This is a genomic window from Mycobacterium parascrofulaceum ATCC BAA-614 (genome assembly GCF_000164135.1).
GTDB lineage: Bacteria > Actinomycetota > Actinomycetes > Mycobacteriales > Mycobacteriaceae > Mycobacterium > Mycobacterium parascrofulaceum.
This window is the reverse complement of sequence record NZ_GG770553.1, coordinates 1,360,937-1,386,492: the sequence shown is the minus strand read 5'-3', so window position 1 is coordinate 1,386,492 and position 25,556 is coordinate 1,360,937. Positions and strand designations below refer to the sequence as shown.

29 protein-coding genes are annotated in these 25,556 nt (G+C 69.2%); 10 read left to right on the top strand and 19 right to left on the bottom strand.

What is annotated here, in order from left to right:
• Together HMPREF0591_RS06545 and HMPREF0591_RS06540 are read right to left on the bottom strand one after the other, a co-directional pair.
• Entirely contained in the window at positions 1–687 is a 687-nt protein-coding gene (locus HMPREF0591_RS06545) for an Rv0518 family GDSL lipase (RefSeq protein WP_050790013.1), read from the bottom strand.
• Between the two features lie 90 nt (positions 688–777).
• Positions 778–2,028, bottom strand: coding sequence for an acyltransferase family protein (locus HMPREF0591_RS06540; RefSeq protein ID WP_007167669.1), 1,251 nt, complete (start codon positions 2,026–2,028; stop codon positions 778–780).
• A 323-nt stretch (positions 2,029–2,351) separates the two neighbouring features.
• Between HMPREF0591_RS06540 and HMPREF0591_RS06535 the strand changes: the two genes are divergently transcribed.
• Positions 2,352–2,777 (top strand): STAS domain-containing protein, encoded by a 426-nt coding sequence (locus HMPREF0591_RS06535; protein ID WP_040621282.1) that lies wholly within the window; start codon positions 2,352–2,354, stop codon positions 2,775–2,777.
• Here the strand turns inward: HMPREF0591_RS06535 and HMPREF0591_RS06530 are convergent.
• The 7 genes from HMPREF0591_RS06530 to HMPREF0591_RS06500 form a co-directional block, all read right to left on the bottom strand.
• Positions 2,764–3,027: a hypothetical protein gene (locus tag HMPREF0591_RS06530; RefSeq protein ID WP_007167667.1), complete on the bottom strand. Its 264-nt coding sequence runs from the start codon at positions 3,025–3,027 to the stop codon at positions 2,764–2,766. The genes HMPREF0591_RS06535 and HMPREF0591_RS06530 overlap by 14 nt on opposite strands.
• Positions 3,024–3,566 (bottom strand): hypothetical protein, encoded by a 543-nt coding sequence (locus HMPREF0591_RS06525; RefSeq protein ID WP_040621279.1) that lies wholly within the window; start codon positions 3,564–3,566, stop codon positions 3,024–3,026. Before HMPREF0591_RS06525 ends, HMPREF0591_RS06530 begins: the two co-directional genes overlap by 4 nt.
• A gap of 13 nt (positions 3,567–3,579) precedes the next feature.
• A complete protein-coding gene (hemB, locus tag HMPREF0591_RS06520) occupies positions 3,580–4,560 on the bottom strand; it encodes a porphobilinogen synthase (RefSeq protein WP_083212273.1) in 981 nt (326 codons plus the stop codon).
• Between the two features lie 94 nt (positions 4,561–4,654).
• Entirely contained in the window at positions 4,655–6,298 is a 1,644-nt protein-coding gene (locus HMPREF0591_RS06515; RefSeq protein WP_040621276.1) for a bifunctional uroporphyrinogen-III C-methyltransferase/uroporphyrinogen-III synthase, read from the bottom strand.
• Between the two features lie 23 nt (positions 6,299–6,321).
• Entirely contained in the window at positions 6,322–7,266 is a 945-nt protein-coding gene (gene hemC, locus HMPREF0591_RS06510; RefSeq protein WP_040621949.1) for a hydroxymethylbilane synthase, read from the bottom strand.
• Positions 7,267–7,279: 13 nt separating this feature from the next.
• Positions 7,280–8,650: a glutamyl-tRNA reductase gene (locus HMPREF0591_RS06505; protein WP_007167662.1), complete on the bottom strand. Its 1,371-nt coding sequence runs from the start codon at positions 8,648–8,650 to the stop codon at positions 7,280–7,282.
• 102 nt (positions 8,651–8,752) lie between these two features.
• Positions 8,753–9,022, bottom strand: a complete 270-nt coding sequence (locus HMPREF0591_RS06500; RefSeq protein WP_007167661.1) for a glutaredoxin family protein — start codon at positions 9,020–9,022, stop codon at positions 8,753–8,755.
• Positions 9,023–9,082: 60 nt separating this feature from the next.
• On the opposite strand from HMPREF0591_RS06500, the gene HMPREF0591_RS06495 reads away from it, so the two are divergent.
• From HMPREF0591_RS06495 to HMPREF0591_RS06470, 7 genes are all read left to right on the top strand, one after another.
• Positions 9,083–9,391, top strand: a complete 309-nt coding sequence (locus HMPREF0591_RS06495; RefSeq protein WP_007167660.1) for a WXG100 family type VII secretion target — start codon at positions 9,083–9,085, stop codon at positions 9,389–9,391.
• Positions 9,384–9,674, top strand: a complete 291-nt coding sequence (locus HMPREF0591_RS06490; RefSeq protein ID WP_007167659.1) for a WXG100 family type VII secretion target — start codon at positions 9,384–9,386, stop codon at positions 9,672–9,674. The genes HMPREF0591_RS06495 and HMPREF0591_RS06490 overlap by 8 nt, the downstream gene beginning before the upstream one ends.
• Positions 9,675–9,678: 4 nt before the next feature.
• A complete protein-coding gene (locus HMPREF0591_RS06485; protein ID WP_007167658.1) occupies positions 9,679–12,165 on the top strand; it encodes an ADP-ribosyltransferase in 2,487 nt (828 codons plus the stop codon).
• A 42-nt stretch (positions 12,166–12,207) separates the two neighbouring features.
• The gene (locus tag HMPREF0591_RS30745) at positions 12,208–12,423 is read left to right on the top strand and encodes a hypothetical protein (protein WP_007167657.1); all 216 of its coding nucleotides are present in this window, start codon (positions 12,208–12,210) and stop codon (positions 12,421–12,423) included.
• Positions 12,424–12,875: 452 nt separating this feature from the next.
• Complete coding sequence (locus HMPREF0591_RS06480) at positions 12,876–13,790, top strand: HAD family hydrolase (protein ID WP_007167655.1); 915 nt, start codon at positions 12,876–12,878, stop codon at positions 13,788–13,790.
• Between the two features lie 45 nt (positions 13,791–13,835).
• Positions 13,836–14,348: an FAS1-like dehydratase domain-containing protein gene (locus HMPREF0591_RS06475; protein ID WP_007167654.1), complete on the top strand. Its 513-nt coding sequence runs from the start codon at positions 13,836–13,838 to the stop codon at positions 14,346–14,348.
• Positions 14,349–14,358: 10 nt separating this feature from the next.
• Positions 14,359–15,288 carry a cyclopropane mycolic acid synthase family methyltransferase gene (locus HMPREF0591_RS06470; RefSeq protein ID WP_007167653.1) on the top strand — a complete coding sequence of 310 codons (930 nt, stop codon included), beginning with the start codon at positions 14,359–14,361 and terminating at the stop codon, positions 15,286–15,288.
• Positions 15,289–15,354: 66 nt separating this feature from the next.
• Here the strand turns inward: HMPREF0591_RS06470 and HMPREF0591_RS06465 are convergent, their stop codons facing one another.
• The 9 genes from HMPREF0591_RS06465 to HMPREF0591_RS06430 form a co-directional block, all read right to left on the bottom strand.
• The gene (locus tag HMPREF0591_RS06465; protein WP_007167652.1) at positions 15,355–16,443 is read right to left on the bottom strand and encodes a lysophospholipid acyltransferase family protein; all 1,089 of its coding nucleotides are present in this window, start codon (positions 16,441–16,443) and stop codon (positions 15,355–15,357) included.
• Positions 16,425–17,552 carry an SDR family oxidoreductase gene (locus tag HMPREF0591_RS06460; RefSeq protein ID WP_007167651.1) on the bottom strand — a complete coding sequence of 376 codons (1,128 nt, stop codon included), beginning with the start codon at positions 17,550–17,552 and terminating at the stop codon, positions 16,425–16,427. Before HMPREF0591_RS06460 ends, HMPREF0591_RS06465 begins: the two co-directional genes overlap by 19 nt.
• 52 nt (positions 17,553–17,604) lie before the next feature.
• A complete protein-coding gene (locus HMPREF0591_RS30740; RefSeq protein WP_003402602.1) occupies positions 17,605–17,706 on the bottom strand; it encodes a 30S ribosomal protein bS22 in 102 nt (33 codons plus the stop codon).
• A 157-nt stretch (positions 17,707–17,863) separates the two neighbouring features.
• Positions 17,864–18,115 (bottom strand): cell division/environmental response transcriptional regulator, encoded by a 252-nt coding sequence (locus HMPREF0591_RS06455; RefSeq protein ID WP_007167650.1) that lies wholly within the window; start codon positions 18,113–18,115, stop codon positions 17,864–17,866.
• Positions 18,116–18,254: 139 nt separating this feature from the next.
• Positions 18,255–19,130: a pyrroline-5-carboxylate reductase gene (gene proC, locus HMPREF0591_RS06450; protein ID WP_208857735.1), complete on the bottom strand. Its 876-nt coding sequence runs from the start codon at positions 19,128–19,130 to the stop codon at positions 18,255–18,257.
• 27 nt (positions 19,131–19,157) lie between these two features.
• On the bottom strand, positions 19,158–20,000 hold the full coding sequence (locus HMPREF0591_RS06445) for a thioesterase family protein (protein WP_007167648.1): 843 nt from the start codon (positions 19,998–20,000) through the stop codon (positions 19,158–19,160).
• Positions 20,001–20,015: 15 nt separating this feature from the next.
• Positions 20,016–20,858 (bottom strand): sugar phosphate isomerase/epimerase family protein, encoded by an 843-nt coding sequence (locus HMPREF0591_RS06440; RefSeq protein ID WP_040621270.1) that lies wholly within the window; start codon positions 20,856–20,858, stop codon positions 20,016–20,018.
• Between the two features lie 24 nt (positions 20,859–20,882).
• Complete coding sequence (locus tag HMPREF0591_RS06435; protein ID WP_007167646.1) at positions 20,883–21,824, bottom strand: hypothetical protein; 942 nt, start codon at positions 21,822–21,824, stop codon at positions 20,883–20,885.
• On the bottom strand, positions 21,821–22,837 hold the full coding sequence (locus HMPREF0591_RS06430) for a Ppx/GppA family phosphatase (protein ID WP_007167645.1): 1,017 nt from the start codon (positions 22,835–22,837) through the stop codon (positions 21,821–21,823). Before HMPREF0591_RS06430 ends, HMPREF0591_RS06435 begins: the two co-directional genes overlap by 4 nt.
• Before the next feature lie 231 nt (positions 22,838–23,068).
• Here HMPREF0591_RS06430 and HMPREF0591_RS06425 point away from each other — a divergent pair, with 231 nt between their 5' ends.
• Positions 23,069–23,854, top strand: a complete 786-nt coding sequence (locus HMPREF0591_RS06425; RefSeq protein ID WP_007167644.1) for a DUF3109 family protein — start codon at positions 23,069–23,071, stop codon at positions 23,852–23,854.
• Between the two features lie 5 nt (positions 23,855–23,859).
• Here the strand turns inward: HMPREF0591_RS06425 and HMPREF0591_RS06420 are convergent, their stop codons facing one another.
• Positions 23,860–24,582 carry a FadR/GntR family transcriptional regulator gene (locus HMPREF0591_RS06420; RefSeq protein ID WP_007167643.1) on the bottom strand — a complete coding sequence of 241 codons (723 nt, stop codon included), beginning with the start codon at positions 24,580–24,582 and terminating at the stop codon, positions 23,860–23,862.
• Between the two features lie 42 nt (positions 24,583–24,624).
• Here HMPREF0591_RS06420 and HMPREF0591_RS06415 point away from each other — a divergent pair.
• Positions 24,625–25,556 (top strand): hypothetical protein (locus HMPREF0591_RS06415; protein ID WP_007167642.1); only part of this gene is annotated, 932 nt, incomplete at its 3' end.

Below are 25,556 nucleotides of genomic sequence, written 5' to 3'. Positions count from 1 at the left end.
CTAGGTCGACAGCTGGGTGCGGATGAGCGGCGCGATCTTGTCGGCCATGTACTGGTGCCCGGCGTCGTTGGGGTGCACCCCGTCCGCGCCGATCAGGTCGGGCCTGCCGACGAACCAGCGCTCGGCGATCGGGTCGATCCACGTCGCCCCGGCGCCCGCGGCCGCCGCGGCGAGCTGGTCGCGAATGAACAGGATCGGCAGGGGCACGTCGGCCGTCGGCCACGGCGGCCCGATCACCAGGAACCTGGCGGACGGCGCCAGGCGGCGGGCCAAATCGAATGTGCTGCGGGCCTTTTGACCGATCACACCCGGGTCGATCGGCTCGTCGTTGCGGGAGCCGAAGAACACCACCAGCACGTCGTCGCCCTGCACGGCCCTGGCGGTCAGGTCCTCGAACACGCTGCCGTGGTCGCCCGGCATGCCGTAGCCCGCCCTGCCCTCGGCCGCGACGTCGGCCGAAATCCGTTCGCCCCGCGCGGCGAGCAGGTCCCACGCGCGGGCGGGCCACGACCTGGGCCCCACGCCGCCCTCGCCGGTGCCGGTGGTGTAGGAGTCCCCGACGACGGCGATGTGGTTCAGGCGGAAGTCCAGGGTCAAGGTGTCGTACGTGCGCACCTGGGCCGGGTAGGCGATGCCGATGCCCACCAGAAAAGTCAGGCCGATGACAAAGGTGGCCAGACGACTCACCACTACCTCCCCCGTCACCGGCATCGTCATGTGCCACCGTGTTTTCATCGATTATCCGTCGGCCGTTCGCGGCCGCGCCTCACGGCACCGTCACACCGCGCGGCCCGAAACCGCTTCCAGCGAGCGGTCGATCGGATGGACCTTGCCGCCGGGCGCATCGTCGGGCTCGCTGCGCGCGGAGACGGCTTTGACGTCGACCATCCTGCGCATCCAGCGGCGGGCGGGCTCCTCGATGAAGTGATACATCACGATCGAGATCAGGATCGCGATCGCGAGCAGGCCGATGACGTTCCATTTCCACGGATTGTCCTGCGGCCGCAGCTCGAATTGCTCGACCGACCAGCCCCACGCGGTGTGCACCAACTCGTGCACCATGTACAGGCAGAACGAGATCTGCCCGCCGTACACCATCACCCGGGTCGACAGCACCCGCGGCAGGCTGCCGACGCCGATCGCCAGCGTGATCACGAGCGGAATGAACAGGATGTCGACCACCCCGCCGCTGTCGTTCTCGACGACCCCGGAGATCGGGTGCGCGTCGAACCAGTACAGGACGCCGACCATGGCGGCCAGGAGAAACAGGGACACGTAGCCCGCGACGCGGCGCCCGCGATCGGTCAGCCGCAGCCGGCGCACCGCCGCGCAGGCCAGCGCGCCGGCGGTGAACTGCGTGACGATCCGCGGCAGCCAGCTCCACGGCGTGTAGAAGTGGCCGCTGGCCAGCAGCATGACCACGGGCGGCAACGCCGCCGCGAACGCCAGCACCATCAGGCTGCGCGCCCGCGTCGCCTGCTTCATCCGCAGGATCACCAGCACCAGGAGGCCGAAGAGCAGGTAGGCCAGCCATTCGGCACTGATCGACCAGGCCGGCCCATCCCAACTCGAGTCGTCGAAGAACGGGACGAACCACAGCTGCACCAGCAGGACCTGGCGCACGTAGCTCATCGCGGTGAGCTGAGCGGCGTCGGGCGACGGCACATGGCCGACGTGCAGGGTGAAGATCACCCAGAGGGCGGCGAGGTGCAGGGTGACCAGGTACACCGGCCACACCCGGGCCAGCCGCAACCACAGGAAGTGCAGGGTCGCGCGCGTCGACCAGGACCGGCCCATCCGGTCGAGGTAGTTCCAGGTCAGGACGAATCCGCTGAGGATGAAGAAAAGGTCGACGCCCTGGGCGCCGCAGTTGAGCACGGGCGCGAGGGCGTCGCGGAAATCGGCCCCCACGTCGCCCAGCATCGGCCGGAAATGAAACAGCACCACCCACAGCGCGGCGACGATCCGGAGTCCCGTCAGGGCCTTGATCTCGCCCCTGATCTCTCCCTTGATGTCTCCGACGCGCACAGCGCTTTCTTCCCGCCTGGATTCTGCCGTTCCGTTGCCTTCTCGTCGGCTGACCGGGCGACCACGCGAGGTCACTAGCCCCCGCCCCGCAACCGGCAGCCCTGGCAGCCTAACAGCGCAGTCGCCCACCCGCGCGGACGGTTGTGGTGTGGCACGCGGTCTTTCGCCGAAAAGCGACGCCGGCTGGACTTTGCTCGGATGGCGTGAGATGCGTGCGCGAAAACCGCTTCTTACCGAAACGTTAGCCGCGGCTTTCACCCTCCTTAAGCTTGCGGTTTAGCGTCAACGACATAGCGAGCGGCACGGAGAGTTGAGGGGTGCCCATGACGATCGCCGAGGTTTTGACGCGAGAGCAAAACGGCGTCTTCCGCTGCGGCGGCGCATGGGTACGGGCCCACCGTCGGCAGCTGGCGACGGTGGTCACGATCCGGGGCGAAATCGACGCCGTGAATGCCGACCAAGTGGGCGACCACATTCGACGCTTCATCCTCGGCGAGGACCGCGTGGTGCTCGACATGAGCGACGTGAGCCAGTTTGCTGCGGCGGGTATTTCGCTGTTGCAGACCTTCGATGCGGAATGCCGCGCCGAAGGGGTGCAGTGGACCTTGGTTGCGGGCCCGGCGGTCGCCGAGACGCTCGATGACACCGGTTTTTCCGACAATCACTCGGTGCCCGAGGCGCTGCACGACCTGGCCGACGCCATCGACAGGCGCCGTCGGCTGGCCTTGCCGCTGGTCAGGATGTCCTAGAGCGCCGCTCTCGGCGGTGCCGGGCGGTTCCCACCACCGCGAGTACACCGGCGCCGATCAACAGCAACAGGGTCAGCAACAGCAGCTGCGGGTCGTAGACCGTCGACGTGGTGAACGGCTGCCCGTCCGCGATGGGCGCCACCGCCACGGTGTGATGCGAGCGGGACCAGCTCACCCCCGCGCCGGCCAGCGCCGCGCACGCCAGCAGGAGTTCGACCAGGGCCCTGGTGCCGCGGTCGCCGGCGCTCACAGCGCCGATCCGGTGTCGTCGTCCCGGTCGGCGTCGGATCCGGCGGGTTCGACCCGCTCCTGGACGAGCGGGGTCAGCGCCGCGCGCAGCTCGCGATGCCGGCGGGCCCAGGCCTGCGCGGTGCGGTTTCCGGTGAGCTTGAGGCCGATGCCGATGCGGCCGCGGGGCACGCCGACCAACTCGCCGAGGGCCCGGGCCGACTGCCACTGGGCCAGTTCTTTGCCGGAGGCTTCGTGGTGTTCAGCTTCGGGATACACCTTGAGGATCTCGCGCACCAGGATGGTTTCGGTGCCCTGGCGCAGCGCGTCTTCGGTCAGCTCGACCGAGACGTGGATCCGGGCCGCCTTGACCTGCAGGCCGACGAACCCCGACACCAGGACCAAAAAGATCACCGGGATCAGGTACGACACCGGGGCCCCGCTCCAGATCTCGATCAAGATCATCGAACCGGCGGCCACCGGTCCCCACGCCGCCCACCACCAGCTGGCGCCCGGTTCGTAGAACAGCGGCTTCGGCTTGGCGCCCCTGGCTGTGGTCATCGCTAGCCCCATCTCACGAAAGCCAACCGGCCGCGTCCGCGGCCCAATAGGTCAGCACGATATCGGCTCCGGCGCGGCGGATGCTGGTCAACGACTCCAGCGCGGCGGCGCGCTCGTCGATCCAATTGTTCGCGGCCGCAGCGCAAATCATCGCGTACTCCCCGGAGACCTGGTAGGCGGCCACCGGCACCGGCGAGACGTCCGCCGCGGCGGCCACCACGTCGAGGTAACCCATGGCGGGTTTGACCATGATGATGTCCGCGCCCTCGTCGAGGTCCAACCGGATCTCGCGCAGCGCCTCGCGGTAGTTGCCCGACTCCTGCTGATAGGTGCGCCGGTCGCCGGACAAGCTGGAGCTGACGGCCTCCCGGAACGGACCGTAGAACGCCGAGGCGAACTTCGCCGCGTAGGCCAGGATCACCACGTCGGTGTAGCCGGCGGCGTCCAGGCCGTCGCGGATCGCGGCCACCTGGCCGTCCATCATGCCGCTCGGACCGACCACGTGCGCACCCGATTCCGCTTGTGCCACAGCCAGTTTCACGTAGCGTTGCAGCGTGGCGTCGTTGTCCACCCGCCCCCTGGCGTCTAGGACGCCGCAGTGGCCGTGATCGGTGAATTCGTCCAGGCAGGTGTCGGCCATCAACACGGTCGCGTCGCCGAGATCCTTGGCCAGGTCGCGCAGCGCCAGATTGAGGATGCCGTCGGGATCGGTGCCGGCCGAGCCGGTCGGGTCCTTGTGCTCCTCGCTCGGCACCCCGAACAGCATCAGCCCACCGACCCCCGCAGTGACGGCATCCGCGGCGGCGCTGCGCAGCGAATCACGGGTGTGCTGCACGACGCCGGGCATCGACACGATCGGCCGCGGCTCGTCGACGCCGTCGGCGACGAACATCGGCAGCACGAGATGCCTTGGCTCCAAAGATGTTTGCGCCACCAGACGGCGCAGCGCGGGGGTGGAGCGCAGCCGGCGCGGACGCTGCCGGGGGTAACTCATGTTCGTCCGTCGCCGCCGCGAGCGTCCCTAAATTGCCACCCGCAGCGGCGTGTCGCTGCGCAAACACGGTCGCTCGCGGGCCGCCTGGCGCTCATTAACGCCTGCGGCTCTTTTTACGCGGCGGCGGCAGCGCGCCCTCGGCGCGCAACCGCGCGGCGTGTTCGGCCAGGGCGTCGACCAGCGGACCGACGGCGGCCGTTTCCGGTTGCACGTCCACCCTCAACCCGAACTCGGCTGCGGTCTCGGCGGTCTTGGGACCGATGCAGGCGATGATCGTCCGCGCGTGCGGCTTGCCGGCGATGCCGACCAGGTTGCGCACCGTGGAGCTGGAGGTGAAGCACACGGCGTCGAAGCCGCCGGTCTTGATCATCTCCCGCGTCTCGGCCGGCGGCGGGGCGGCCCGCACCGTCCGGTACGCGGTCACGTCCTCGATCTCCCAGCCTCGTTCACGCAGCCCCTCGGCCAGCGTCTCGGTGGCGATGTCGGCGCGCGGCAACAGGACCCGGTTCACCGGGTCGAAAATGCTGTCGTAGGGCGGGAAGTCGTCCAGCAAGCCCAGCGACGACTGCTCACCGGCCGGCACCAGCTCGGGGCTGATCCCGAACGCCCGGACCCGATCGGCCGTCGACTCGCCGACGCAGGCGATCTTCACGCCCGAGAACGCCCGGGCGTCCAGACCGAACTCGCCGAACTTCTCCCACACCGCGCGCACGGCGTTGGTGGAGGTGAACACCACCCACTGGAAGCGGCCGTCCACCAATCCCTTGACGGCGCGCTCCATCTGGGCGGGGCTGCGCGGCGGCTCGACGGCGATGGTGGGCACCTCGATCGGCAGCGCGCCGTACGAGGTCAGCCGCTCGCTCATCTCGCCGGCCTGGTCCTTGGTGCGGGGCACCAACACGGTCCAGCCGTACAGCGCGCGGCTCTCCCACCAGTTCAGCTTCGCGCGGCTGGCCACCGTCTTGCCGATGGTCACCACCAGGGGTCCGGTCAACGGGCCCGCGGGATCGGTGCCGCCCAGCACTGCCGAGTCGGTCAGGCCGCCCAGCGTGGTTTCGATCGACCGCTGCTGGCAGGTGGTGCCGTGCGCGGTCACCACGCACGGCGTGGTCTCGGCCAGCTCGTGCTCGATCAGGGTGCGCGCCGCATCGGCCAGATGCGACGTGGTGGCCTGCAGGATCAGCGGGCCGGGGGCCGCGGCCAGCGCGTCCCAATCCACCTGGGGGTCGCGCACGTCGGCGACGGTGTGCGACGAACCCAGCGGCAGCCCCGCGTAGGTGGGCACGGCGCCCGCGGGGGCCAGGCCGGGCACGATCTCCAGGTGCAGGTGGCTCTTGGCGACGGCGTTCACCTCGGTGATGACCGCGTCGACGGTCAGCGGATCGCCGGCGACCAGCCGCACCACGTCGGCGCCGGTGCGCGCCTCGGCGGTCAGCGTCTTGGCCACCTCGGCCGGCTCGCCCAGCGCCGGGCGGACATCGGGACCGGCCGAGATCACCGCCGGTTGCTCGGCTCCACCGGTGGCGGCGTCGCCCCCGGCGGGCGCCGGGCCCGAAACCGGTGGCAGGTCTTTGCCGATCAGGGCCAGCACCGGCTCCGGCACGTCGGGGTCGGTGAACACCAGCGCGGCGTTCGCCAGGACCGTGGCGGCCCGGGTGGTCAAGAGTCCCGGGTCACCCGGACCGGAACCCACGTACGTGATGCGGCCGGGTCTCGGCTTACGCCCTCGCGTCGTCATTGTCGCTCCCACGTCACTCGCAATTAATTTCCTCGCGCGGGGTCCTGCCGCGCTTCGGCCATGAGCTCTCGGGCGCCGAGTTCGAACAACTCCGCGGCGACCGAAACCCCCAGTTCCCGCGCCCGGTCGGCGGTGCCGATGCCGGACGCGCGGATCACGTCGGACCCGTCGAGCGCCGCCACGCAACCGCGCAGCGACAGCTCTTCGAAGACGCGGCCTTCCTCATCGAGGGACTCGACCACCTCGGCGATCGCGCCCACCGGTGCGGAGCACCCGGCCTCCAGTTCGGCCAGCAGGGCTCGCTCCGCGGTGACCGACGCGCGCGTGTCCGCGTCGTCCAACTCCGCCAGCACTGCCGCCAACCCGTCACCGGCGCGGCATTCGACGGCGAGCGCACCTTGAGCCGGTGCTGGCAACATCTGCACCGGCTCTAGCGTCTCGGTGACATCGTCGAGGCGTCCGAGCCGGGCCAGTCCGGCCCGGGCTACCACGATCGCGTCGAGGTCACCACTGCTTACCCTGTTCAACCTGGTATCTAGGTTGCCTCGTAGGGGGCGGATTTCCAAACCGAGACCCAATGCTCTAAGCTGCGCGGCCCGGCGCGGGGACGACGTGCCCACCAGCGAACCGGGCGGCAACTCCCCGAGCACCAGGCCGTCACGCGCCACCACCACGTCGCGGGGGTCGTTGCGGGGCGGTATCGCCGCGATGGTGAACCGCGGGTCGTCCGCCGTGGGCAAATCCTTGTGGGAGTGCACCGCGGCGTCCACCCGCCCGTCGTTGATGGCCTCGCGCAGCGCGGTGGTGAAGGCGCCGACGCCCAGGGTCTCGATCGGCGCCGACGAGCGGTCGCCGGCGGTGGTGATGATCACCAACTCCGCGGGATGACCGTTGGCGATCAAGGCGTCCCTGACGACGCCGGCCTGGGTGGTGGCCAAGAGACTGCCCCGGGTGCCTATCCGGATCACGTTCGCCAATCGGCTACCCGGCCGAAGGTTCTTGGGTTCCGGCGTCGAATCCGGTTGATATGACGGGCAATTCGCCCGCGGCAACGGCGTCGACGGCGGTCTGGTCAAGCTCGAAGAGTTCGCGCAGCGCCTCGGCGTAGCTGTCGCCGCCGGGGGCGCTGGCGAGCTGCTTGATCCGCACGGTGGGTGCATGCAGCAGCTTGTCCACCACCCGGCGCACGGTGCGCGCCACCTCCTCGCGCTGGGCGCTCTCCAGGCCGGGCAGCCGGTTGTCCAGGCGGAGCAGTTCCGCCTCCACCACGTCGGCGGCGCGCTGGCGCAGCGCGGTCACGGTCGGGGTGACCTCGGCCATGCGCTGCCCCGCCAGGTAGGCGGCGACCTCGGCCGCCACGATGTGGCGCGCGGCGTGGACGTCGGAGGCCGCGGCGTGCGCCGTCGGCTCGTGCTGCACGCGGTCCACGTCGACCACCCAGACACCGGGCAGACCGGCGACAGCGGGGTCGACGTCGCGGGGCATGCCCAGGTCGCAGATCACCAGCGGGCGGGTCGACTCGTCGCGACGCGCGGCGGCCAGGGCGTGGTGGACGTCTGCCAGCGTGACCACCGGGCTCACCGCGCCCGTGCAGCTGACCATGACGTCGGCGCCGGCCACCGCGTCGGCCAATCGGTCGAGCGACATCGCGTCGGCCTGCACGCCGGATTCGCGGAGCTTGCGGGCCAGCCGCTGCGCGCGCGACAACGACCGGTTCAGGACGTGCACGTGCCCGATGCCGGCCCGGGTCAGGTGGGCTGCCGCCAGGGCGCCCATCGCGCCCGCGCCGACCAGCGCGGCGGTCTTGCCCTCGAGGCCGCCCAACCGGCGCTCGGCCATGTTGAGGGCGACCGAGACCACGGAGGCACCGGCGGCGTCGATGGCGGTCTCGGAGTGCACCCGCTTGCCCACCGACAGCGCCCGCTGGGCCAGCTCGTGCAGCACGCGGCCGACGGTGCGGTTGGTCTCGGCGGTGGCGTACGCGCGGCGCACCTGGCCAAGCACCTGCTGCTCACCGACCACCGCGGAGTCCAGGCCGCTGGCAACCGCGAACAGGTGCTCGACGGCGGCCTCGCTGTAGCGGACGTACGCATATTTCGTCAGGTCCCCCATGGACATGCCGGAGTGCTCCGACAGCACCTGCCCGATCGCCGCCAGCCCGCCGTGGAACGCGTCCACCACCGCGTAGACCTCGACCCGGTTGCACGTCGACAGCACCATCGCCTCGGTCACCAGGGGCGACTGCAACACCCGGTCGACGATCTTGCCCTGATCGGATTCGTCGATGGTGAGTTGTTCCAGGACGGAGACCGGCGCGCTGCGGTGCGAAACCCCGAAAAGCAAGACGCTCACGGCAGCATCACCTGGCCAGCTCCCTTGCTTCCTCCAGTAATTGAACTGGTTTCCAAGGTAATCGTTGAACAGGTGGGCTACCAAATAATTGCCCGCCGGCCCTCATCGGGCCAGATCCGCGCGCAGCCGGTCCTCGTCGATGTCCCAGTAGCTGTGCTCGCGGCCGTCGAGCAGAACCACGGGCAGCCGGTCGCCGAACTCGGCCCGCAGCGCCGGGTCGCCGGCCGCCGCGGCCGCGTCGACGTCGGTGGTCGACAGGTCAAAGCCCAGCTCAGCCGCGAGTTCGCCGAGCCGGGCGTGCACCCGCTCGCAGATGGTGCAGCCGTCGCGGGTCAGCAACTGCACCCGCGGGCGCCGGGGCGTGTCGGTCATGGCCACCAGTCTGGCACCGGGTGACTTGTGAGGCCATCTACCAGGCGTTATGTTCCGCTAATGGCCGACGAGACCGTGCGGGTGGATCCGGTGGTGATGCACAGCCATGCCGTCTCCATCGGCGGCGCGGCCGAGCATCTTTCCGCCGAGCTGACCCAGCTCGACGACCAGCTCGGTCAGCTGCTCGGCGGCTGGAAGGGCGCGTCGGGGTCGGCGTATGCCTCGGCGTGGGAGTTGTGGCACCGGGGCGCCCGGGAGGTCCAGGTCGGGTTGTCGATGTTGGCCCGCCTGGTGGATCAGGCCGGGGAAGGCTTCCAGGCCAACGAGGCCGGATCCGCCCGGGCGGAGCGGGCGGTGCGTGATGGCTGAGGCGTTTCGGGTGGATCCCCAGGCGTTGGCCGACGCGGCGCAGCGGATGGCGGCGTTTCAGCGCTATGCCGAGGACATGATCACCGAAATCGATTCTCGGGTAACGCGTTTGCACGCTACGTGGACCGGGCAGGCCGCGGCCGCCCACGCGGAGGCGCATCAGCACTGGGTGCGTGGCGAGGCGATGATGCGCGAAGCGCTGGCGCAACTCGAGAAGGCGGCCGCGACGGCGCACGGCAACTACACCGGGGCGATGTCGACGAATCTCGGTATGTGGTCGTGACCAGATGGCGCCGCTGGCGTGTGATCCGACTGCCCTAGACCGCGCCGGTGCGACGGTGCTGGCCACCGGCGAGTCATTGGGTTCGGTGATTTCGGTCTTGACCGCAGCCTTGGCCGGCAGCGCCGGCATGGCCGGCGACGATCCGGTGGGCGCGGCATTGGGCCGCGCGTATGACGGTGCGGCGGCCAGGGTGATCGAGGCCATGACGAGCACCCGCAACGGGTTGTGCAGCATCGGCGACGGGGTGCGGGTGTCGGCGCACAACTACGCGCTGGCCGAGGCGCTGTCGGATGTCACGAGCCAGAGCGCGGCCCTGCCGACACCGCAGGTGACCGCGCCGCTGACCATCGGGGCGCGGTCACCGTCGGCGGTCGGGGCCGGTAGCGGCGCGCCGGCGGGCTGGGGGTGGGTGGCTCCGTACATCGGCATGATCTGGCCCAACGGCGATCCGGCGAAATTGCGGGCCGCCGCGGCGGCGTGGACCGCCGCGGGCGCCAACTTCATGGCGATCGAGACGGCGGCCGGCGGCGGCACCATGGCCGCGATCGGCGCCCAGCAGATCCCGGAGAGCGCTGCCATCAACAAGGCGCTGTCGGATGCCTCCGAGGCCACGATCAACGTCGCACACCAGTGCCAGACGATCGCCGCCCAGCTCGACAGCTATGCGGCCAAGGTCGACCGGGTACACGCGGCGATTCTGGATCTGTTGTCGCGCATCTGCGATCCGTTGACCGGGATCAAAGAGGTCTGGGATCTGCTCACCGACGAAGACGAAGACGAGATCAAGAGGATCGCCGAGGACATCCGCACGGTGGTCGACAACTTCGGCCAGGAAGCCGAGACGTTGGGCGACCAGATCAACGCCACCATGACCGCCGCCGCGACCGCCATCGAGGATATGGGCCGTTGGGCGGGGAAAGAGTGGGATCACTTTCTGCACGGCACCCCGGTAGGCCGAATCCTCAATCACGTGGGCAGGACGCTGAAGGGCGTCGGCGTGGAGGCCTGGGATGTTCTCCAGGACCTCGACAAATTCAGTCCGACGCGACTCCAAACCGACCCCGCGGGCTTCTTCAAAGACGGCGCCGACATGGTTGCCGGAGAATTGCCCCTGGTCGGCTTGGGTCCCGACGGCGGACCCGGCGTCGCCGAATCCTGGAAGGCGCTGGGTAAGCAGGTCACCCACTGGGACGAGTGGGGTAAGAACCCCGACGAAGCGCTCGGCAAGACCCTCTTCGACGTGGCAACTTTGGCGCTGCCCGGCGGCCCGCTGTCAAAGCTCGGCAAACTGGGACGCGGCCTCGGTGACGTGGCGAGAGCGGCGCGGAAGCCGCCCCTCCCGGACGTCGTGAAACCGCCTTCGGTGAAGCCCCCGGCGGAGCCCGCGCCGCCCGGCCCCAAGCCGCCGGAATCGGCTCCGCCCGCACCCCCGGGCAAGCCGGAGCCGGGCAAGCCAGCACCACCCGCCCCGGGCAAGCCCGCCCCCGGGCCCACTGACGGTCCCCTCCCGCACAGCCCGACGGAATCGAAGCCCCCGATCGGTGAGCCGCCCACTGCCGGTGAGCCGCCCAAACCGATCGCCGCGCCGCCGGAGCCCGGTGGCAAGCCGGTGGTGCCCCCAGCGGCCGAACAGTTAGCCCACCCAGAGCCGGCCCAGCCGGCCCCGGCGCATGCGCCGCCTCCTTCCGGCGGCGAACCGGCCGGCCTGCCTCCCAGCGGTGAGATCCCGTCGCCTCCGTCGCCGCCTCATCTACCGCAGCCGCCCTCCGTCCCGATGAGCGGAGCGCCCGCCGAAGCGCCGGCGGGCCTCGGCGAGGTGCCCCACGGCGGGGAACCGGGTGGGCAGCCGCCCGAGATGCGGCCGCCCCACGACGGTCCGCCACATCCGCCCGGTGATGGCGGCCAGCCGCACCAACCTGTTGAAGGCTCACCGCATCCGCCGGATGAGGCTAATGGCCCGCACGATGGCAACGATCACGCACCACACGACCCGAATGCGGATCACGGCAGCGACCACCAATTGCCACTGCACCCGCTTAACGCGGATGATCTGGCCGCGCTCGCCCACTACACTGGACCCGGATACCAGGACTTAAATTTTGCGCTTAGGGAAGGTGCATTGGACGCATCTCAGCAGGCCCGCGTTGACGCACTGCATAAAGCGTTAGAGAAGCTACCGATGTATGAAGGCGCCGTGGTGCGGGGCACAAACCTGCCGGCCGATGTGCTCGAACAGTACCGACCCGGCGAGATAATTACGGAGCCCGCGTTTACGAGTACCTCAACAGACCACACTGTGGCTCTGTCGCCAACTTTCGCCGGAAACACTGAGTTCAGAATCTGGTCGACTACAGGACGAGATGTTTCTTCAGTTTCAATGTTCCCGGGCGAGCAAGAGATATTATTCCCAGCCGGGTCAAAATTTTACGTCATAAGCAAGACAGTGGATCCACGGACAGGTAGGACGATTATCGAGATGATCGAACGCTGACTAACTGCTCCGCTCGCACCTTAGTTCATGACAGGAGTCCAAATGAGCAAAAAGATCGCTGGTAAGACTTTTTCGACGCCAGAGGAAGCTGGTGTCACGGCGCCAACGGAGGAAGAATTAGCGCGCGCCAGGAAGGGCTTCGACGAATTCCAGGCGAAAGTCGATGCCGTTGCTCCGGAAGATCGCAAAACAAATGTGTCGCCGAAATTTTGGGATGATATTTCTGGTACCGAGTACGACCCCAACAAGAGAGCATAGGCTCTTTTAAAGTCCCGGCCCCATAGATAGGTAACGACGACCTCCCCACTCTCGCGATTCGTACCTCCTTAAATGCTTTCAATGCGTAGTCAACACTCGACGCGCGTTATGGTTGTATCGGTACAATTATACGTATCTAACCACTCGGATATAGATCCCAGTTATTGGATCACCGAATCCGCCAATGCGGGTGCACACCATCTCGCGAAGAATCGTTGACCAGTGGATCCAGGCGCCCAACTCATACATCGCAAAGGACCGCGGATGAATTTTCGGGCGTGTCGTCTCCACCCAACCCGGCCGTTAAGTCACGGAATCCGAATGCCTAATGCCGCCAGCGCAGCGGCCCCGACCCCGAGGCGTGCCCAGCCCTACCCCACCCTCGCCGGATAGGGTTGATCACCGGGACCCACTGGGTCGCCAGGCAACACAGCGATCTAGGAGGTTTGGCGATGACTTCCTCGGACCCGGTCGACGGGGACCTCAGCCGCGTCGACCTGGAGTCGCTGGCCGCCGACGCCAGCGCCGCCCGCGCGCTGGAGGGCCTGCGGGCCGAAACCGAAACCGCCGGCGCCGAAGATCGCCCCCAGCCACCGATCGACCTGACCGCGGCCGCCTTCTTCGACGTGGACAACACGCTGGTGCAGGGCTCCTCGGCGGTGCACTTCGGTCGCGGGCTGGCCGCGCGCAACTACTTCACCTACCGCGACGTGATCGGTTTCATCTACGCCCAGGCCAAGTTCCAGATCCTCGGCAAGGAAAACAGCAACGACGTTGCCGCCGGCCGGCGCAAAGCGCTCGCCTTCATCGAGGGCCGCTCGGTCGAGCAGCTGGTGGCCCTGGGCGAGGAGATCTACGACGAGATCATCGCCGACAAGATCTGGCCGGGCACCCGCGAACTCACGCAGATGCACCTCGATGCGGGCCAACAGGTCTGGCTCATCACGGCCACGCCCTACGAGCTCGCGGCGACCATCGCGCGCCGGCTCGGCCTGACCGGCGCCCTGGGCACCGTCGCCGAGTCCGTCGACGGCGTCTTCACCGGCCGGCTGGTCGGCGACATCCTGCACGGCACCGGCAAGGCGCACGCCGTACGTTCGCTGGCGATTCGGGAGGGCCTCAACCTCAAACGCTGCACGGCCTATTCGGACAGCTTCAACGACGTGCCAATGCTGTCGCTGGTGGGCACCGCGGTCGCCATCAACCCCGACGCCCGGCTGCGCACGCTGGCCCGCGAACGCGGCTGGGAGATCCGTGACTTCCGCACCGCACGTAAGGCCGCCCGGATCGGCGTTCCGTCGGCGCTGGCGCTGGGGGCGGCCGGTGGAGCACTGGCCGCGGTGGCATCCCGGCGGCAATCACGCTGATAGGCTGCGCCGCTGAGGCCTATTCGAGCGGAGAGCGACAGCGGTATGACAATCCCCAAGGGAGCCGAAGGGCTCATCGGCAGCCATTACCGGGCACCGGACTACTTCCTGGTCGGTCGCGAGAAGATCCGCGAGTTCGCGCTCGCCATCAAGGACGACCATCCGACGCACTTCAGCGAGGCCGACGCCGCCGCCGCCGGGTATGACGCGCTGGTGGCCCCGGTGACCTTCCTCGCCATCGCCGGTCGGCGGGTGCAGCTGGAGATCTTCACCAAGTTCAGCATTCCGATCAACATCGCGCGGGTCATGCACCGCGACCAGAAATTCAAGTTCCACCGGCCGATCGTCGCCGGGGATAGGCTTTACTTCGACACCTATCTAGACTCTGTCATTGAGTCCCACGGCGCCGTGATCGCAGAGATCCGCAGCGAGGTCACGGACGCCGAGGGCCAACCGGTGATCACCAGTACAGTCACGATGCTGGGGGAAGCCGCAAACAACGAAGCCGACCACGAAGCAACCGTCGCGGCAGTCGCGTCCATATCAGCGGGAAAGTAGGTTCGATTCAATGACTTCACAGGGGGAAGCGGCTAGCGCCCAGCTGAAGCCGCCGGTCGAAAAGGTCCGGTCGCACTACGACAAGTCCAACGAGTTCTTCAAGCTCTGGCTCGACCCGTCGATGACCTACAGCTGCGGCTACTTCGACGAGAATCCGGACCCGCAGAATCTGACCAAGACGCTGGAAGAAGCACAGTACGCCAAGCGCAAGCTCGCCTTGGACAAGCTCAATCTCGAGCCCGGCATGACGCTGCTCGACATCGGCTCCGGCTGGGGCTCGACGATGCGCCACGCCGTCCAGGAGTACGACGTCAACGTCATCGGCCTGACGCTCAGCGAGAACCAGTACGCCCACTGCGTGGCCGAGTTCGACAAAATGGACAGCCCCCGCCGCAAAGAGGTGCGGATCCAGGGCTGGGAGGAATTTCCCGGCGACGAGCCGATCGACCGCATCGTGTCGCTGGGGGCGTTCGAGCACTTCGCCGACGGGGCGGGTGACGCCGGGTACGAGCGGTACGCCACCTTCTTCAAGAAGTACTACGACCTGCTGCCCGACGACGGCCGCATGCTGCTCCACTCGATCGTGGTGCCCTCGGCCGAAGAGGGCAAGGCGATGGGCCTGCAGGTGAACATGACCCTGCTGCGGTTCATCAGCTTCATCCTGAAGGAGATCTACCCGGGCGGGAAGTTGCCCCAGGTCGACCTGGTCGACAAGTACGCGACCGACGCGGGCTTCAAGATCGAGCGACACCACTTCATCGGGAAGAACTACGTTCCGACGCTGACCGCCTGGGGCGACGCCCTCGAGGCGCACAAGGACGAGGCGATCGCCCTGAAGGGGCAGGAGACCTACGACATCTACCTGAAGTACCTGCGGGGCTGCTCGGACCTGTTCCGCGACGGGTACACCAACGTCTGTCAGTTCACGATGGTCAAGTAATCCAAGCGCGAGACGCCCCGGAAGCCGTTGGCTCCGGGGCGTTTTCGCGTCAGGGAACGAACAGGTTCAGCCGAAGAAGATGTTGCGCCGGCCGGCGAGCAACCGGTACAGCGTCTGCTGGATGGTCTCGCGCACCTGGTCGGTCAGCTCGAAGGTCACCATCGGGTCGTCCGCGTCGGACGCGGAGTAGTCGTTGGTGTAGATCGGCTCACCGAACGCGATGCGCCACTTCGACGGCAGCGGCACCAGGCCCGCCGGCCCCGCCAGCGGGAACAGCGGTGTGATCGGGAAGTAGGGCAGGCCGAACAGCCGGGCCAGCAGCTTCACGTCGGTCAGCATCGGGTAGATCTCTTCGGAGCCGATGATCGAGCACGGGATGATGGGCGCCTTGGTGCGCAGCGCCGCCGTCACGAAGCCCCCGCGGCCGAACCGCTGCAACCGGTAACGGTCCTCGAAGCGCTTCCCCAGCCCCTTGTAGCCCTCCGGGAACACGGCGGTCAGTTCGCCGGCGGCGAGCAGTCGGTGCGCGTCGGTCGTGCAGGCCATCGTGTGCCCCGCCTTGCGGGCGGCTTCGCCCACGACGGGCAGGTCGAACACCATGTCGGCGGCGAGCAACCGCAGGTCCCGCTGCGCGGGGTGCTCGTCGTGCACGGCGACCGAGAGCATCAACCCGTCGAACGGCAGCACCCCGGCGTGGTTGGCGACCACCAACGCCGCCCCGTCGCTGGGCAGGTTCTCGACGCCGCTGACCTCCACCCGGAACCACGACCGGAAGAAAAACCTCAGCAGGGGCCGGACGATCGCGGCGTTGAAGTGCGGATCGAAGCCGAACTCGTCGACGGTGTAGTCACCGGTGAGCCGCTGGCGCAGGAATCCGGCGACCGCGGCGACGCGCTGCGCGAGTTCGTTGAGCGGTGCCTCCGCCGACCCCGCGGCCGCGGCACGCCGATGCTCGTCGATCTCGCGGACGACGGCGGCGATCTGTTCGGCCGACGCCCGACCGTGGGGATCCGCCAGGAGTGAGGGATGCTGGCGAGCTGACTCCGCGCGCTGATCGGCTCTCCGACGCGCCGCTACCCGACCCCGATTCGTGTGCAGTGGAATGACATTCGCTCTGGTTTCACCCGCCACGATACCTACCTGACCCCACCCCACGGAACTGGATTTCGGCTACCCCAGCGCTGAGCTAAAGATATGGCGCGACCCTCCAGGGAGCGTACCCGATGCGGGTCGATAATGGGAGTCATGGCTCGGCCGCGGACATAGTCGTCGAAGGCCTCGGCCGTCGTCCATTTCGGCTGGTAACCGAGCTCGGTGCGCATCCGGGTGGTGTCCATGACCCGGCCGTAACTCAGGTAGGCGAACTGGTCGCGGCTGATCTCGTTGTACCGGTTGGCCCGCCTCAGCGAATCCAGCGCCCAGACACCAAAACCGGGCACCGGCAAAGGAATCCGGCCGGCCCGGCGGATCGCCTGCGAGAGCATGATGATCCCGTCGGCGCCGATGTTGAAGGTGCCGGCCTTGCCGGCCATCGCGGCGCGCTCCAGGGCGCCCAGCGCGTCCTGTTCGTGCAGCAACTGCAGCCGGGCGTCGCGGCCGAACATCGTGGGCACCAGCGGCCCCGCCAGGTACCGCGACAGCGTCGTGTCCATCGCCGGTCCGATCATGTTGGCCAGGCGCAGGATCGTCACGGCGATGTCGGGCCGGCGCCGCCCCAGCCCCCGGGCGTAGGCCTCGATGTCCAGGCTGTCCTTGGCGAAACCGCCGCGCAGCGGCCGGCGGCTGGTGCTGTCCTCGGTGAACATCACCGGATCGTGGGCGCTGGACCCGTACACCTCGGAGGTGGACTTGACCACGACGCGGCGCACCGAGGGCGCCTTCTGGCAGGCGGCGAACAACTGCATCGCGCCCATCACGTTGATTTCCTTCAGCGCCGCGGTGCCCCCGGACCGGGGCGCGTACGAGGCGGCCGCCGCGTGCACCACCGTGTCGACGTCGCCGTTGCGAATAACCTTGGCTATGAAGGGATTACGGATATCGGCACGGACGAACTCCGCGCGGCCCATCCGGCGCAGCATGTCCTTGCTGGGCACGATCGCGTCCACCGCGATGACCGATTTGATCATCGGGTTCTGTGCGAGCCGAGCGGTCAGGTAGCCGCCCAGGAACCGGCACGCGCCGGTAACCAGCACAACCTTGGGGTAGTGCACCGTGTTGCTCGCGGTGTCGCCGGTTCCGGCGCCATCCCCACTCGACTGATCCACCCAAACAGCCTATCGACCGGGAGCGGCCGCAGCAGCAGCCGCGGACGGGCCCTTACTTGCCGAGTTTTCTGCGCTGCACCCGGGTGCGGCGCAACAACTTGCGGTGCTTCTTCTTCGACATGCGCTTGCGCCGCTTCTTGATTACTGAACCCATGAACTCCGCTATCTGACCCGTGACCTGCTTGCAGGATTGACCCGGACACTTTACCCGGCGGGATGCACCGAACACCAAACCGGCGTCGGTGACCGTCGAGCAACCGCGAAGCCCACGACCGGCCGCGCGCGCACTGGGCGCACAACCGGTTTCGGCGTCAGCCGGCGTCGAAGTAAGAAGTCTCCAGCATGTCGTGCACCGCCTTGGCGTGCACCCGGAAAGACCGCCCGACCCGGACCGCGGGCAGCTCGCCGTTGTGCACCAGCCGGTACACCGTCATCTTCGAGACCCGCATCAGCGCCGCCACCTCGGCGACCGTCAGGAATTGTGTCCTGCCCTGGCCCTCGCCGGGGCCGGTGTCCCGCTTACCAGCAGAATCTCGCGCCGATGGCCCGTTCGTAGACGTCATCGCAACCCAATCAGTCAGGCCCGCGCAATGCCAGCGGCTTCCCCTCCGCTGGCACCCACACGTGCATACAAAGAGGAGAATAGCGGGACTAATGGGGTTACTGGTACTGGTGGGGGACAATCAGTCCAAAATTCTTGGATTACTCCGATGTAATTCTTAGCTGCTCAGAGCGCGTTTTGGCGGCCTGAACCGCCGCGTCCACGGCCGCCCGCAGACCGCCCCTTTCCAGTTCGCGGAGCCCCGCGGCGGTGGTGCCGCCGGGCGAGGTGACGGTCGCCCGCAGCTGCGTCGCGGCGGCGTCCACCCGCGGAGCGGGACCCTCCCCCTCGACCGGTCGCCGCTCGGCGTCCATCCGTTCCAGCAGCATGGCCGCCGATCCGGCCATCGTCTGCGCCGTCAGGTCGGTGGCCACCTCGCGGCTCAGGCCGGCGGCGACGCCGGCGTCCACCAGGGCCTCGACCATCAGGAAGAAATACGCCGGGCCGGAGCCGGACAGCGCCGTCACGGCGTCCATCTGGGCTTCCGGCACGGTCAGCACGCCGCCGACCGAATCGAACAGGGCCGAGACCCCCTGCAGCTGCTCGGAGCTGACGAACCGGCCCGTGGCCAGCGCGGTCACGCCCGCGCCGACCAGCGCCGCCGCGTTCGGCATCGCCCGGACCACCGGAGTTCCGGCCGGCAGCTTCGACTCGAAATACGAGATGCCGATCCCCGCCGCGACGGTCACGAACACCTGCTCGGCGCTGTCGCTTTCGGACGCCGCGGACACCCGGGTCAGCTCCGCCATCACCGGCTCGACGTCGCCGGGCTTCACCGCGACCACCACGAAGGACGCGTTCTCCACCGCGTCGGCCACCGAGGTGATCAACACCGAATAGGTGTCGGCCAGGTACTGGGCCCGTTCCGGGATGCGTTCGGCCACCACCAGGTCTTTGACCTGCCGGCCCGCGCGCAGCAGACCCGACAGCAGTGCCTCCCCGATGCTGCCGCCACCGATGATCGCGATTCTCGCCATGCCCGACAGCATCGCAGACAGCGGCGGCTACCCGGCGGCAGGGACCAGCGCCAGCTGGCGGGCCTGCACCACCAGGCGGCCCAGGCTGTCGACGACGGTGTGGTCCTCGTCGAACCAGTCGTGCCCGATCTCGGTGCACGTCGCGATGATGCGCAGCCACCCGTCCGCGGGCAGGCCGCGCAGGAAGGCGGTGAGCTGGACGGTCGGCGCCCAGCCGGTGCGCTCCACGGCGAACGTCACCGGCGCCGACAGGTCCCCGCACATGAGCGCGAACAGCGCGTCGGGAGCCACGCCGCGGGGGCGCGCCCACATCTGGATCACCGGCGGGCCCCCGTCCCCGGACGGGCCGAGCGTCGACAGCACCGGGCGTACGTCGCAGCCTTCGCCCAGGTGGACCAGGCCGGCCAGCGGGTGGCCGGGCCCGATCGGGGCGATGTCGTCGGGGGGCTCGGGCGCCATCAGGTCCACCACCGGGTTGGCCGACAGCAGCGGCTTCGCGCCGCCGTCGGGCGGAAAATGCTCCGGCTCGCCGAGGTTGACCACCGCGTGCACCGCCGTCCGGTCGCCCTGGGTGAGCTCGACGTCGACGACGCTGATGCGGCGGCCGCGCTTGCGGATCGACGTCACCAGCCGCATCGGCCCCGGATCCGGCGCCCACAGGAAGCTCGCCGACACCGCCACCGGCTGCTGCACCGGTCCCAACTCGGTCGACGGCGCACCGCAGGCGGTGCGGGCGGCGTTGGCGCACAGCGCCAGCATCGCGCCGCCGTGCACCTTGGGCCCGATCGTCCAGTGCTCGTTGAGCTCCCCCTCGAAGACGCCGGGGCCAACCTCCCGCAATGCCATCGCGGTGGTGAATAACGCGTTCATGGTCTCCTGGATTTGTCAGCGCAGCAGGTGCGTGCGGGCGAACTGCAGCGATTCGGCGAGCATGCTTTCGCGCTCGTTGGCCGAGCGCGCGCTGGACGTGGACACCTCCAGGATGACGTGACCGGCGAAGTGGCTGCCGGCCAGCATCTGGCACACCTCGGCGGTGGGCTGCGTGCCGCGCCCGGGCACCAGGTGCTCGTCGGCCGGCAGGCCGCTGCCGTCGCACAGGTGCAGGTGGACCAGGCCGCCTCCCATCCGCTGCGCCATGTCCAGCGAGTCGCTGCCGGCGGTCGAGGTGTGGGACAGGTCCAGCGTGTAGTGCGCGTGGTTGCCGTCCAGCGGGTCGTACGACGGAGCGAACGCCGATATCGCCGGGCCCGGCCCGCCGCCGCGGCGGCGCATGCGCTCCCGGGACTGGCCGGACCCGAAGAATCGGTCCGCCCGGAACGGGAACATGTTCTCCACCGCGACCATCACGTCGCTCGACGCTTCCAGCGCGGCGACCTGTTCGCTGAATCCCTCGGCATAGCGGCGCTGCCAGCGAAACGGCGGGTGCACGACGACGGTCTGCGCGCCGAGCTGTTCGGCGGCCCGCACGCTGCGGTCCAGCTTGGGGATCGGGTTGGCGCCCCACACCCGCTGCGAGATCAGCAGGCAGGGCGCGTGCACCGACAACACCGGCACGCGGTAGCGCCGGGACAGCTTCTGAATGGCGTCGATGTCCTGGCTGACCGACTCGGCCCACACCATCAGCTCGACCCCGTCGTAGCCGAGCCGGGCGGCGTACTCGAAGGCGGCCTCGGCCCGCAGTGGGTACACCGAAGCCGTTGAGAGTCCGACTTTGATAGCTGGGCGCAACGGTCTGTGTGGTTCCGGGTCCGCCTAGCCCGACTGCAACGACAGCGCCAACGGGCCGAGGGTGATCAGCGCCCCCACCGCGACCGCGATCAGCGTGCTGGCGATGTCCTCGGTCTTGCGCACCACCCGAACGCCGACGACCAGGCCCAGGATCACCAGCACCGACAGCACCAGGGCCACGATGCTGTTCCAGCGCCACAGCTCGTCGAAGGCGACGAACAGCCCGGCGCCGAAAGCGACGGCCAGGATCGACTGGAAGACGACCAGGCTGCCGCGCCACAGCGCCTCCAGCCGGCCCGGCCCCGCGTGGACGTCGGTGGCCGCGTCCGCACGCCCGGCCTCGGCGCCGACGTGGTCCTCGTCCGGCTGGTATCCGGCGGCCAGCGGGTCGATGTCCTCGTCGGCCTCGTCGGCGTCGGTCTGCAGGTAGGAGCGCACGTACGCGGAATCCTCCAGCGCGGGCTCGGCGTCGCGCACCTCCGAATCCATCACGTCCACCGGCAGGTCGGTGTAGTGGTCCAGCGGGTCGGGGTTCATGCCCTCGGCACCGGACTGCCCGGCGCCGTTGGTCTCCCCCGCCTCGCCATGGCTCAGGGGGCGCGGGTAGGCGCTGCGCTCCGGCCCGGGCGCCTTCTTGGGTTGCGACGGCGACTTGGGCCAGCGCGGCTCCGGCTGCGACCAGTACGGGCTAGCCGGCTGGTCGTCGGTGCGCTGCTCGGGCGCGGCCTCCCCGGCGACGGGTTCGGCGGTCGCCTGCCCGGCCGTCCGCGGGTCCTCGTCGTCGTCGCGGATGACCGGGATCTCGCCGGTCAGCTCGGCGACGGTCACCGCGTCGCTGTCGCCGCGTCGGCGGCGCCTCCGCCGCGTGACCGCCGGGGCGCCGATGGTTCCGTTCTTGGCCAGAAGCTCGGCCACCGAGATCGGCCGAGTGCCGGGGCTCTCGGTCTCGGAGTGGGGTCCGGTCATGCTTTGTCGCCTCTCGATCGGTTGCTGTCCCGATCACCTGCCTGGCCTCCAGCATCGCGCACGGATCGCTTCATGAGGGGTGTTCCGTCGGCTTCGCTGTCGAGTTTGCGCAAGATGAGACCTTCCCGTAACGCCCACGGGCAGATATCCACCGATTCGATCGACAGCGCTCGCATACTTGCCTCCGCCACCAGCGCACCCGCCACGATCTGCGGCGCGCGCTCGGCGCTCACCCCTTCCAGTTCTGCCCGGTCAGCGGTCGTCATCCTAGAGATGAAAGATATGAGTTGCCTGAGGCCGTTTGCTGTGAGCGTCCTTTTCACCCGCGGCCCGGCCGCCGATGGCGCCGCCCCGGTGAGCCTGGCCAGCGAGCGGAACGTCTTCGACGTCGCCACCGCCAGGTCGGGAGCGCCCGCTTCCAGCACGGCCAGGCTGGAGTCGGCGAGCTCGGCGTCCAGCCAATCGCGCAGCATGGCGACCCGGCGCCGCCCGGGCGGGTCGTCCGGCAGCCATTCGCGGGTCAACCGGCCGGCGCCCAGGGGCAGGGAGAGCGCCACCTCCGGCTCCTCGTCGACGCCGCTGGACATCTCCAGCGAGCCACCGCCGATGTCGAGGTTGATGATCCGGCCCGCGCTCCACCCGTACCACCGCCGCACCGCCAAAAAGGTCAGCCGGGACTCGTCGACCCCGCTCAGCGCCTCCAGCTCGACACCGGTTTCCTTGCGGACGCGGGCCAGCACGTCGTCGGAGTTCACCGCGTCGCGCAGGGCCGACGTGGCGAACGCCATCAGCTCGGCACAGCCGGAGCTGTCCGCGATCTTGGCGAACTCGTCGATCGTGGAGATCAGCTTCTCGGCGCCGCGCTTGGTGATCTTGCCCGAGCTGTCGATCGACTCGGCCAGGCGCAGCGTGGCCTTCGTCGAACTCATGGGCGTGGGATGCCCACCACGGTGCGCGTCAACCACCAGCAGGTGAACCGTGTTGCTGCCCACGTCGAGCACGCCCAATCGCACGGGAAACAACCTAGTCGGGCGACGATGCGGGCCGCGTGCGGCCCGCTGAGGAGCACGACAATTTAACCCAGTCGGGCGACGATGCGGGCCGCGTGCGGCCCGCTGAGGAGCACGACAATTTAACCCAGTCGGGCGACGATGCGGGCCGCGGTGGGAGTTGCCTGAGGCCGCGGCGTCGGGTGCCGAGTGTCAGCGGCTCGAAGAGCCGGAATCGTCGTCTAACGTGGACCCGTGGCGAATTCCTATCCCGAGCCGGGGCACGAGGTCGAACTGGACTTCGCCCGTGAGTGGGTGGAGTTCTACGACCCCGACAATCCCGAGCACCTGATCGCGGCCGACCTCACCTGGCTGCTGTCCCGCTGGACCTGCGTGTTCGGCACGCCCGCCTGCCACGGCACGGTGGCCGGCCGCCCGGATGACGGCTGCTGCTCGCACGGCGCGTTCCTGTCCGACGACGACGACCGCGCGCGCCTCGACGACGCCGTGCGGCAGCTGACCGACGAAGATTGGCAATTCCGCGAAAAGGGCTTGGGCCGCAAGGGTTATCTGGAACTCGACGAGCACGACGGGCAACCCCAGTACCGCACCCGCAAGCACAAGGACGCCTGCATCTTCCTGAACCGGCCCGGCTTTCCCGGCGGCGTCGGGTGCGCGCTGCACTCCAAGGCGCTCAAGCTGGGCGTCGCGCCGCTGACCATGAAACCCGACGTCTGCTGGCAGCTGCCGATCCGGCGCAGCCAGGAATGGGTGACGCGGCCCGACGGCACCGAAATCCTCAAAACCACTGTCACCGAATATGATCGGCGCGGCTGGGGCTCCGGCGGCGCCGACCTGCACTGGTACTGCACCGGCGACCCCGGCGCCCACGTCGGCGCCAAGCCGGTGTGGGAGAGCATGGCCGACGAGCTCACCGAGCTGCTCGGCGCCAAGGCGTACGCGGAACTGGCGGCGATGTGCAAGCGCCGCGGCAAGCTGGGCCTGGTCGCCGTGCACCCCGCGACCCGCCTCGCCGAGTAGCGCCGCTACGTTTCCCGGGTCCGGTTGTAGGACAAGATCATTCGTTGTGCGCTGGCGCGCAGGTACTCCTCGACCGCGGCCGCGGCCGCGGCCTCGTCGCCCGCCAGCACCGCGTCGGTGATCGCGGTGAGGCCGGCCACTACGGGCGCGGCATCGTCGTAAGAGGCGGTGAGCTCGTGCTCGCGGCCGCCGAAGGCGTGCTCCACCCAGCGGTACAGCAACGCCAGTGCGCGGTTGCCGCTGTGGTGGATGAGCACCCGGAAGTAGGCCAGGTCGGCGGCCTGGCGCGCGGCCGGGCTGTCGGCCTCGCGAACCGCGGCCAGCGCCGCGCGCAGGGCCCCGGCATCCTCCGGGGCACCGCGCCGCGCGGCGGAGCGGCCGATCAGCGGGCCCAGCGCGGCCCGGATCTCGAACAGCTCCACCAGGAACTCGGGCCCCAGCTTGCGCACCAGCGCCTCCACCACCGCGGGGTGGGTGAGCGCCTGCGGGTCGGCGACCACGTTGCCGCTGCCGTGCCGGGCCTCGATCAGCCCCATCTGCTGCAGCCGGGCCAGGCCCTGCCGCAGCGACGTGCGGTTGACGCCGAGCTGCTCGGCCAGTTCCCGCTCGGGCGGCAGCGCGGAACCCGGCGGGAACGCGCCGTCGAGGATGGCGTCGGCGATCGACGCGGCGATCTGTTCGTCGACGCGTTGGCGATCGAGCGGACGCAGCGGGCTTGACTGGTTCATTGGCTCAACCAATATAGTGGACGGACCCACGGGAGGTGAGCATTGGACGACGACACGCGATCGGCGGCGGCGCCACACTGGCGCGGCAAGGCCGGCCGGCTGGAGGTCTGGTACGCCACGCTCTCGGACCCCGCGACCCGCGCGGGGCTGTGGGTGCACTGCGAGACGGTTTCCCCGCTCAGCGGCACCGGCCCCTACGCGCACGGCTGGGCCACCTGGTTCGCGCCGGACGGGCCGCCCCGCACCGGGCGGTTCGGGCCCGTGCCCGCCTCGCCCGCGACCGGCCCCTGCTGGTTCGACGCCGACGGCGTGCGGGTGGGTGACCGACGGCTCAGCGGAACAGCCGGGCCGCTCGCCTGGGACCTGTCCTGGACGGACACCGGCGCACCGCTGTGGACGTTCCCCCGCGCGGCCTGGGACCGCGAGCTGCTGCCGGGCGCCCAAGTCGTCCTCGCCCCCACCGCCGACTTCACCGGATCGCTGACCGTCCACGACGCCGCCGCGCCCATCGAGGGGTGGCGCGGCGGCGTCGCCCACATCTACGGGCACGGCAACGCCAAACGCTGGGGCTGGGTGCACGCCGATCTCGGCAACGGCGACGTCCTCGAGGCGGTCACCGCCGTCTCGCACAAGCCGGGGCTGCGCAGGCTGGCCCCGCTGGCGTTCGTTCGGTTCCGGATCGACGGAAAGGACTGGCCCGCAGGCCCTTTGCCGTCATTGCGGATGCGCACGACGCTGGGCCTGGAGCACTGGCAGCTGGAGGGCCGCATCGGGGGCCGGCGGGTGCTCATCCGGATCGACCAGCCGGCGGACAGGTGCGTGAGCCTGCAGTACACCGATCCCGACGGCGGCACGGCGGTGTGCACCAACACCGAACAGGCCAACATCCATGTCGAGGTCGACGACCGGCGCTGGTCGGTGCTGGGCACCGGGCACGCCGAGGTGGGCCTGCGTGGGAGCGCGGCACCCGACGT

Bases quoted from the DNA above. Each gene is read 5' to 3' on its own strand.
- HMPREF0591_RS06535 (WP_040621282.1), top strand. From the start codon at position 2,352: ATGACGATCGCCGAGGTTTTGACGCGAGAGCAAAACGGCGTCTTCCGC.
- HMPREF0591_RS06525 (WP_040621279.1), bottom strand. From the start codon at position 3,566: ATGACCACAGCCAGGGGCGCCAAGCCGAAGCCGCTGTTCTACGAACCG.
- hemB (WP_083212273.1), bottom strand. From the start codon at position 4,560: ATGAGTTACCCCCGGCAGCGTCCGCGCCGGCTGCGCTCCACCCCCGCG.
- HMPREF0591_RS06515 (WP_040621276.1), bottom strand. From the start codon at position 6,298: ATGACGACGCGAGGGCGTAAGCCGAGACCCGGCCGCATCACGTACGTG.
- HMPREF0591_RS06500 (WP_007167661.1), bottom strand. From the start codon at position 9,022: ATGACCGACACGCCCCGGCGCCCGCGGGTGCAGTTGCTGACCCGCGAC.
- HMPREF0591_RS06495 (WP_007167660.1), top strand. From the start codon at position 9,083: ATGGCCGACGAGACCGTGCGGGTGGATCCGGTGGTGATGCACAGCCAT.
- HMPREF0591_RS06490 (WP_007167659.1), top strand. From the start codon at position 9,384: ATGGCTGAGGCGTTTCGGGTGGATCCCCAGGCGTTGGCCGACGCGGCG.
- HMPREF0591_RS06485 (WP_007167658.1), top strand. From the start codon at position 9,679: ATGGCGCCGCTGGCGTGTGATCCGACTGCCCTAGACCGCGCCGGTGCG.
- HMPREF0591_RS30745 (WP_007167657.1), top strand. From the start codon at position 12,208: ATGAGCAAAAAGATCGCTGGTAAGACTTTTTCGACGCCAGAGGAAGCT.
- HMPREF0591_RS06480 (WP_007167655.1), top strand. From the start codon at position 12,876: ATGACTTCCTCGGACCCGGTCGACGGGGACCTCAGCCGCGTCGACCTG.
- HMPREF0591_RS06475 (WP_007167654.1), top strand. From the start codon at position 13,836: ATGACAATCCCCAAGGGAGCCGAAGGGCTCATCGGCAGCCATTACCGG.
- HMPREF0591_RS06470 (WP_007167653.1), top strand. From the start codon at position 14,359: ATGACTTCACAGGGGGAAGCGGCTAGCGCCCAGCTGAAGCCGCCGGTC.
- HMPREF0591_RS30740 (WP_003402602.1), bottom strand. From the start codon at position 17,706: ATGGGTTCAGTAATCAAGAAGCGGCGCAAGCGCATGTCGAAGAAGAAG.
- HMPREF0591_RS06455 (WP_007167650.1), bottom strand. From the start codon at position 18,115: ATGACGTCTACGAACGGGCCATCGGCGCGAGATTCTGCTGGTAAGCGG.
- proC (WP_208857735.1), bottom strand. From the start codon at position 19,130: ATGGCGAGAATCGCGATCATCGGTGGCGGCAGCATCGGGGAGGCACTG.
- HMPREF0591_RS06445 (WP_007167648.1), bottom strand. From the start codon at position 20,000: ATGAACGCGTTATTCACCACCGCGATGGCATTGCGGGAGGTTGGCCCC.
- HMPREF0591_RS06435 (WP_007167646.1), bottom strand. From the start codon at position 21,824: ATGACCGGACCCCACTCCGAGACCGAGAGCCCCGGCACTCGGCCGATC.
- HMPREF0591_RS06420 (WP_007167643.1), bottom strand. From the start codon at position 24,582: ATGAACCAGTCAAGCCCGCTGCGTCCGCTCGATCGCCAACGCGTCGAC.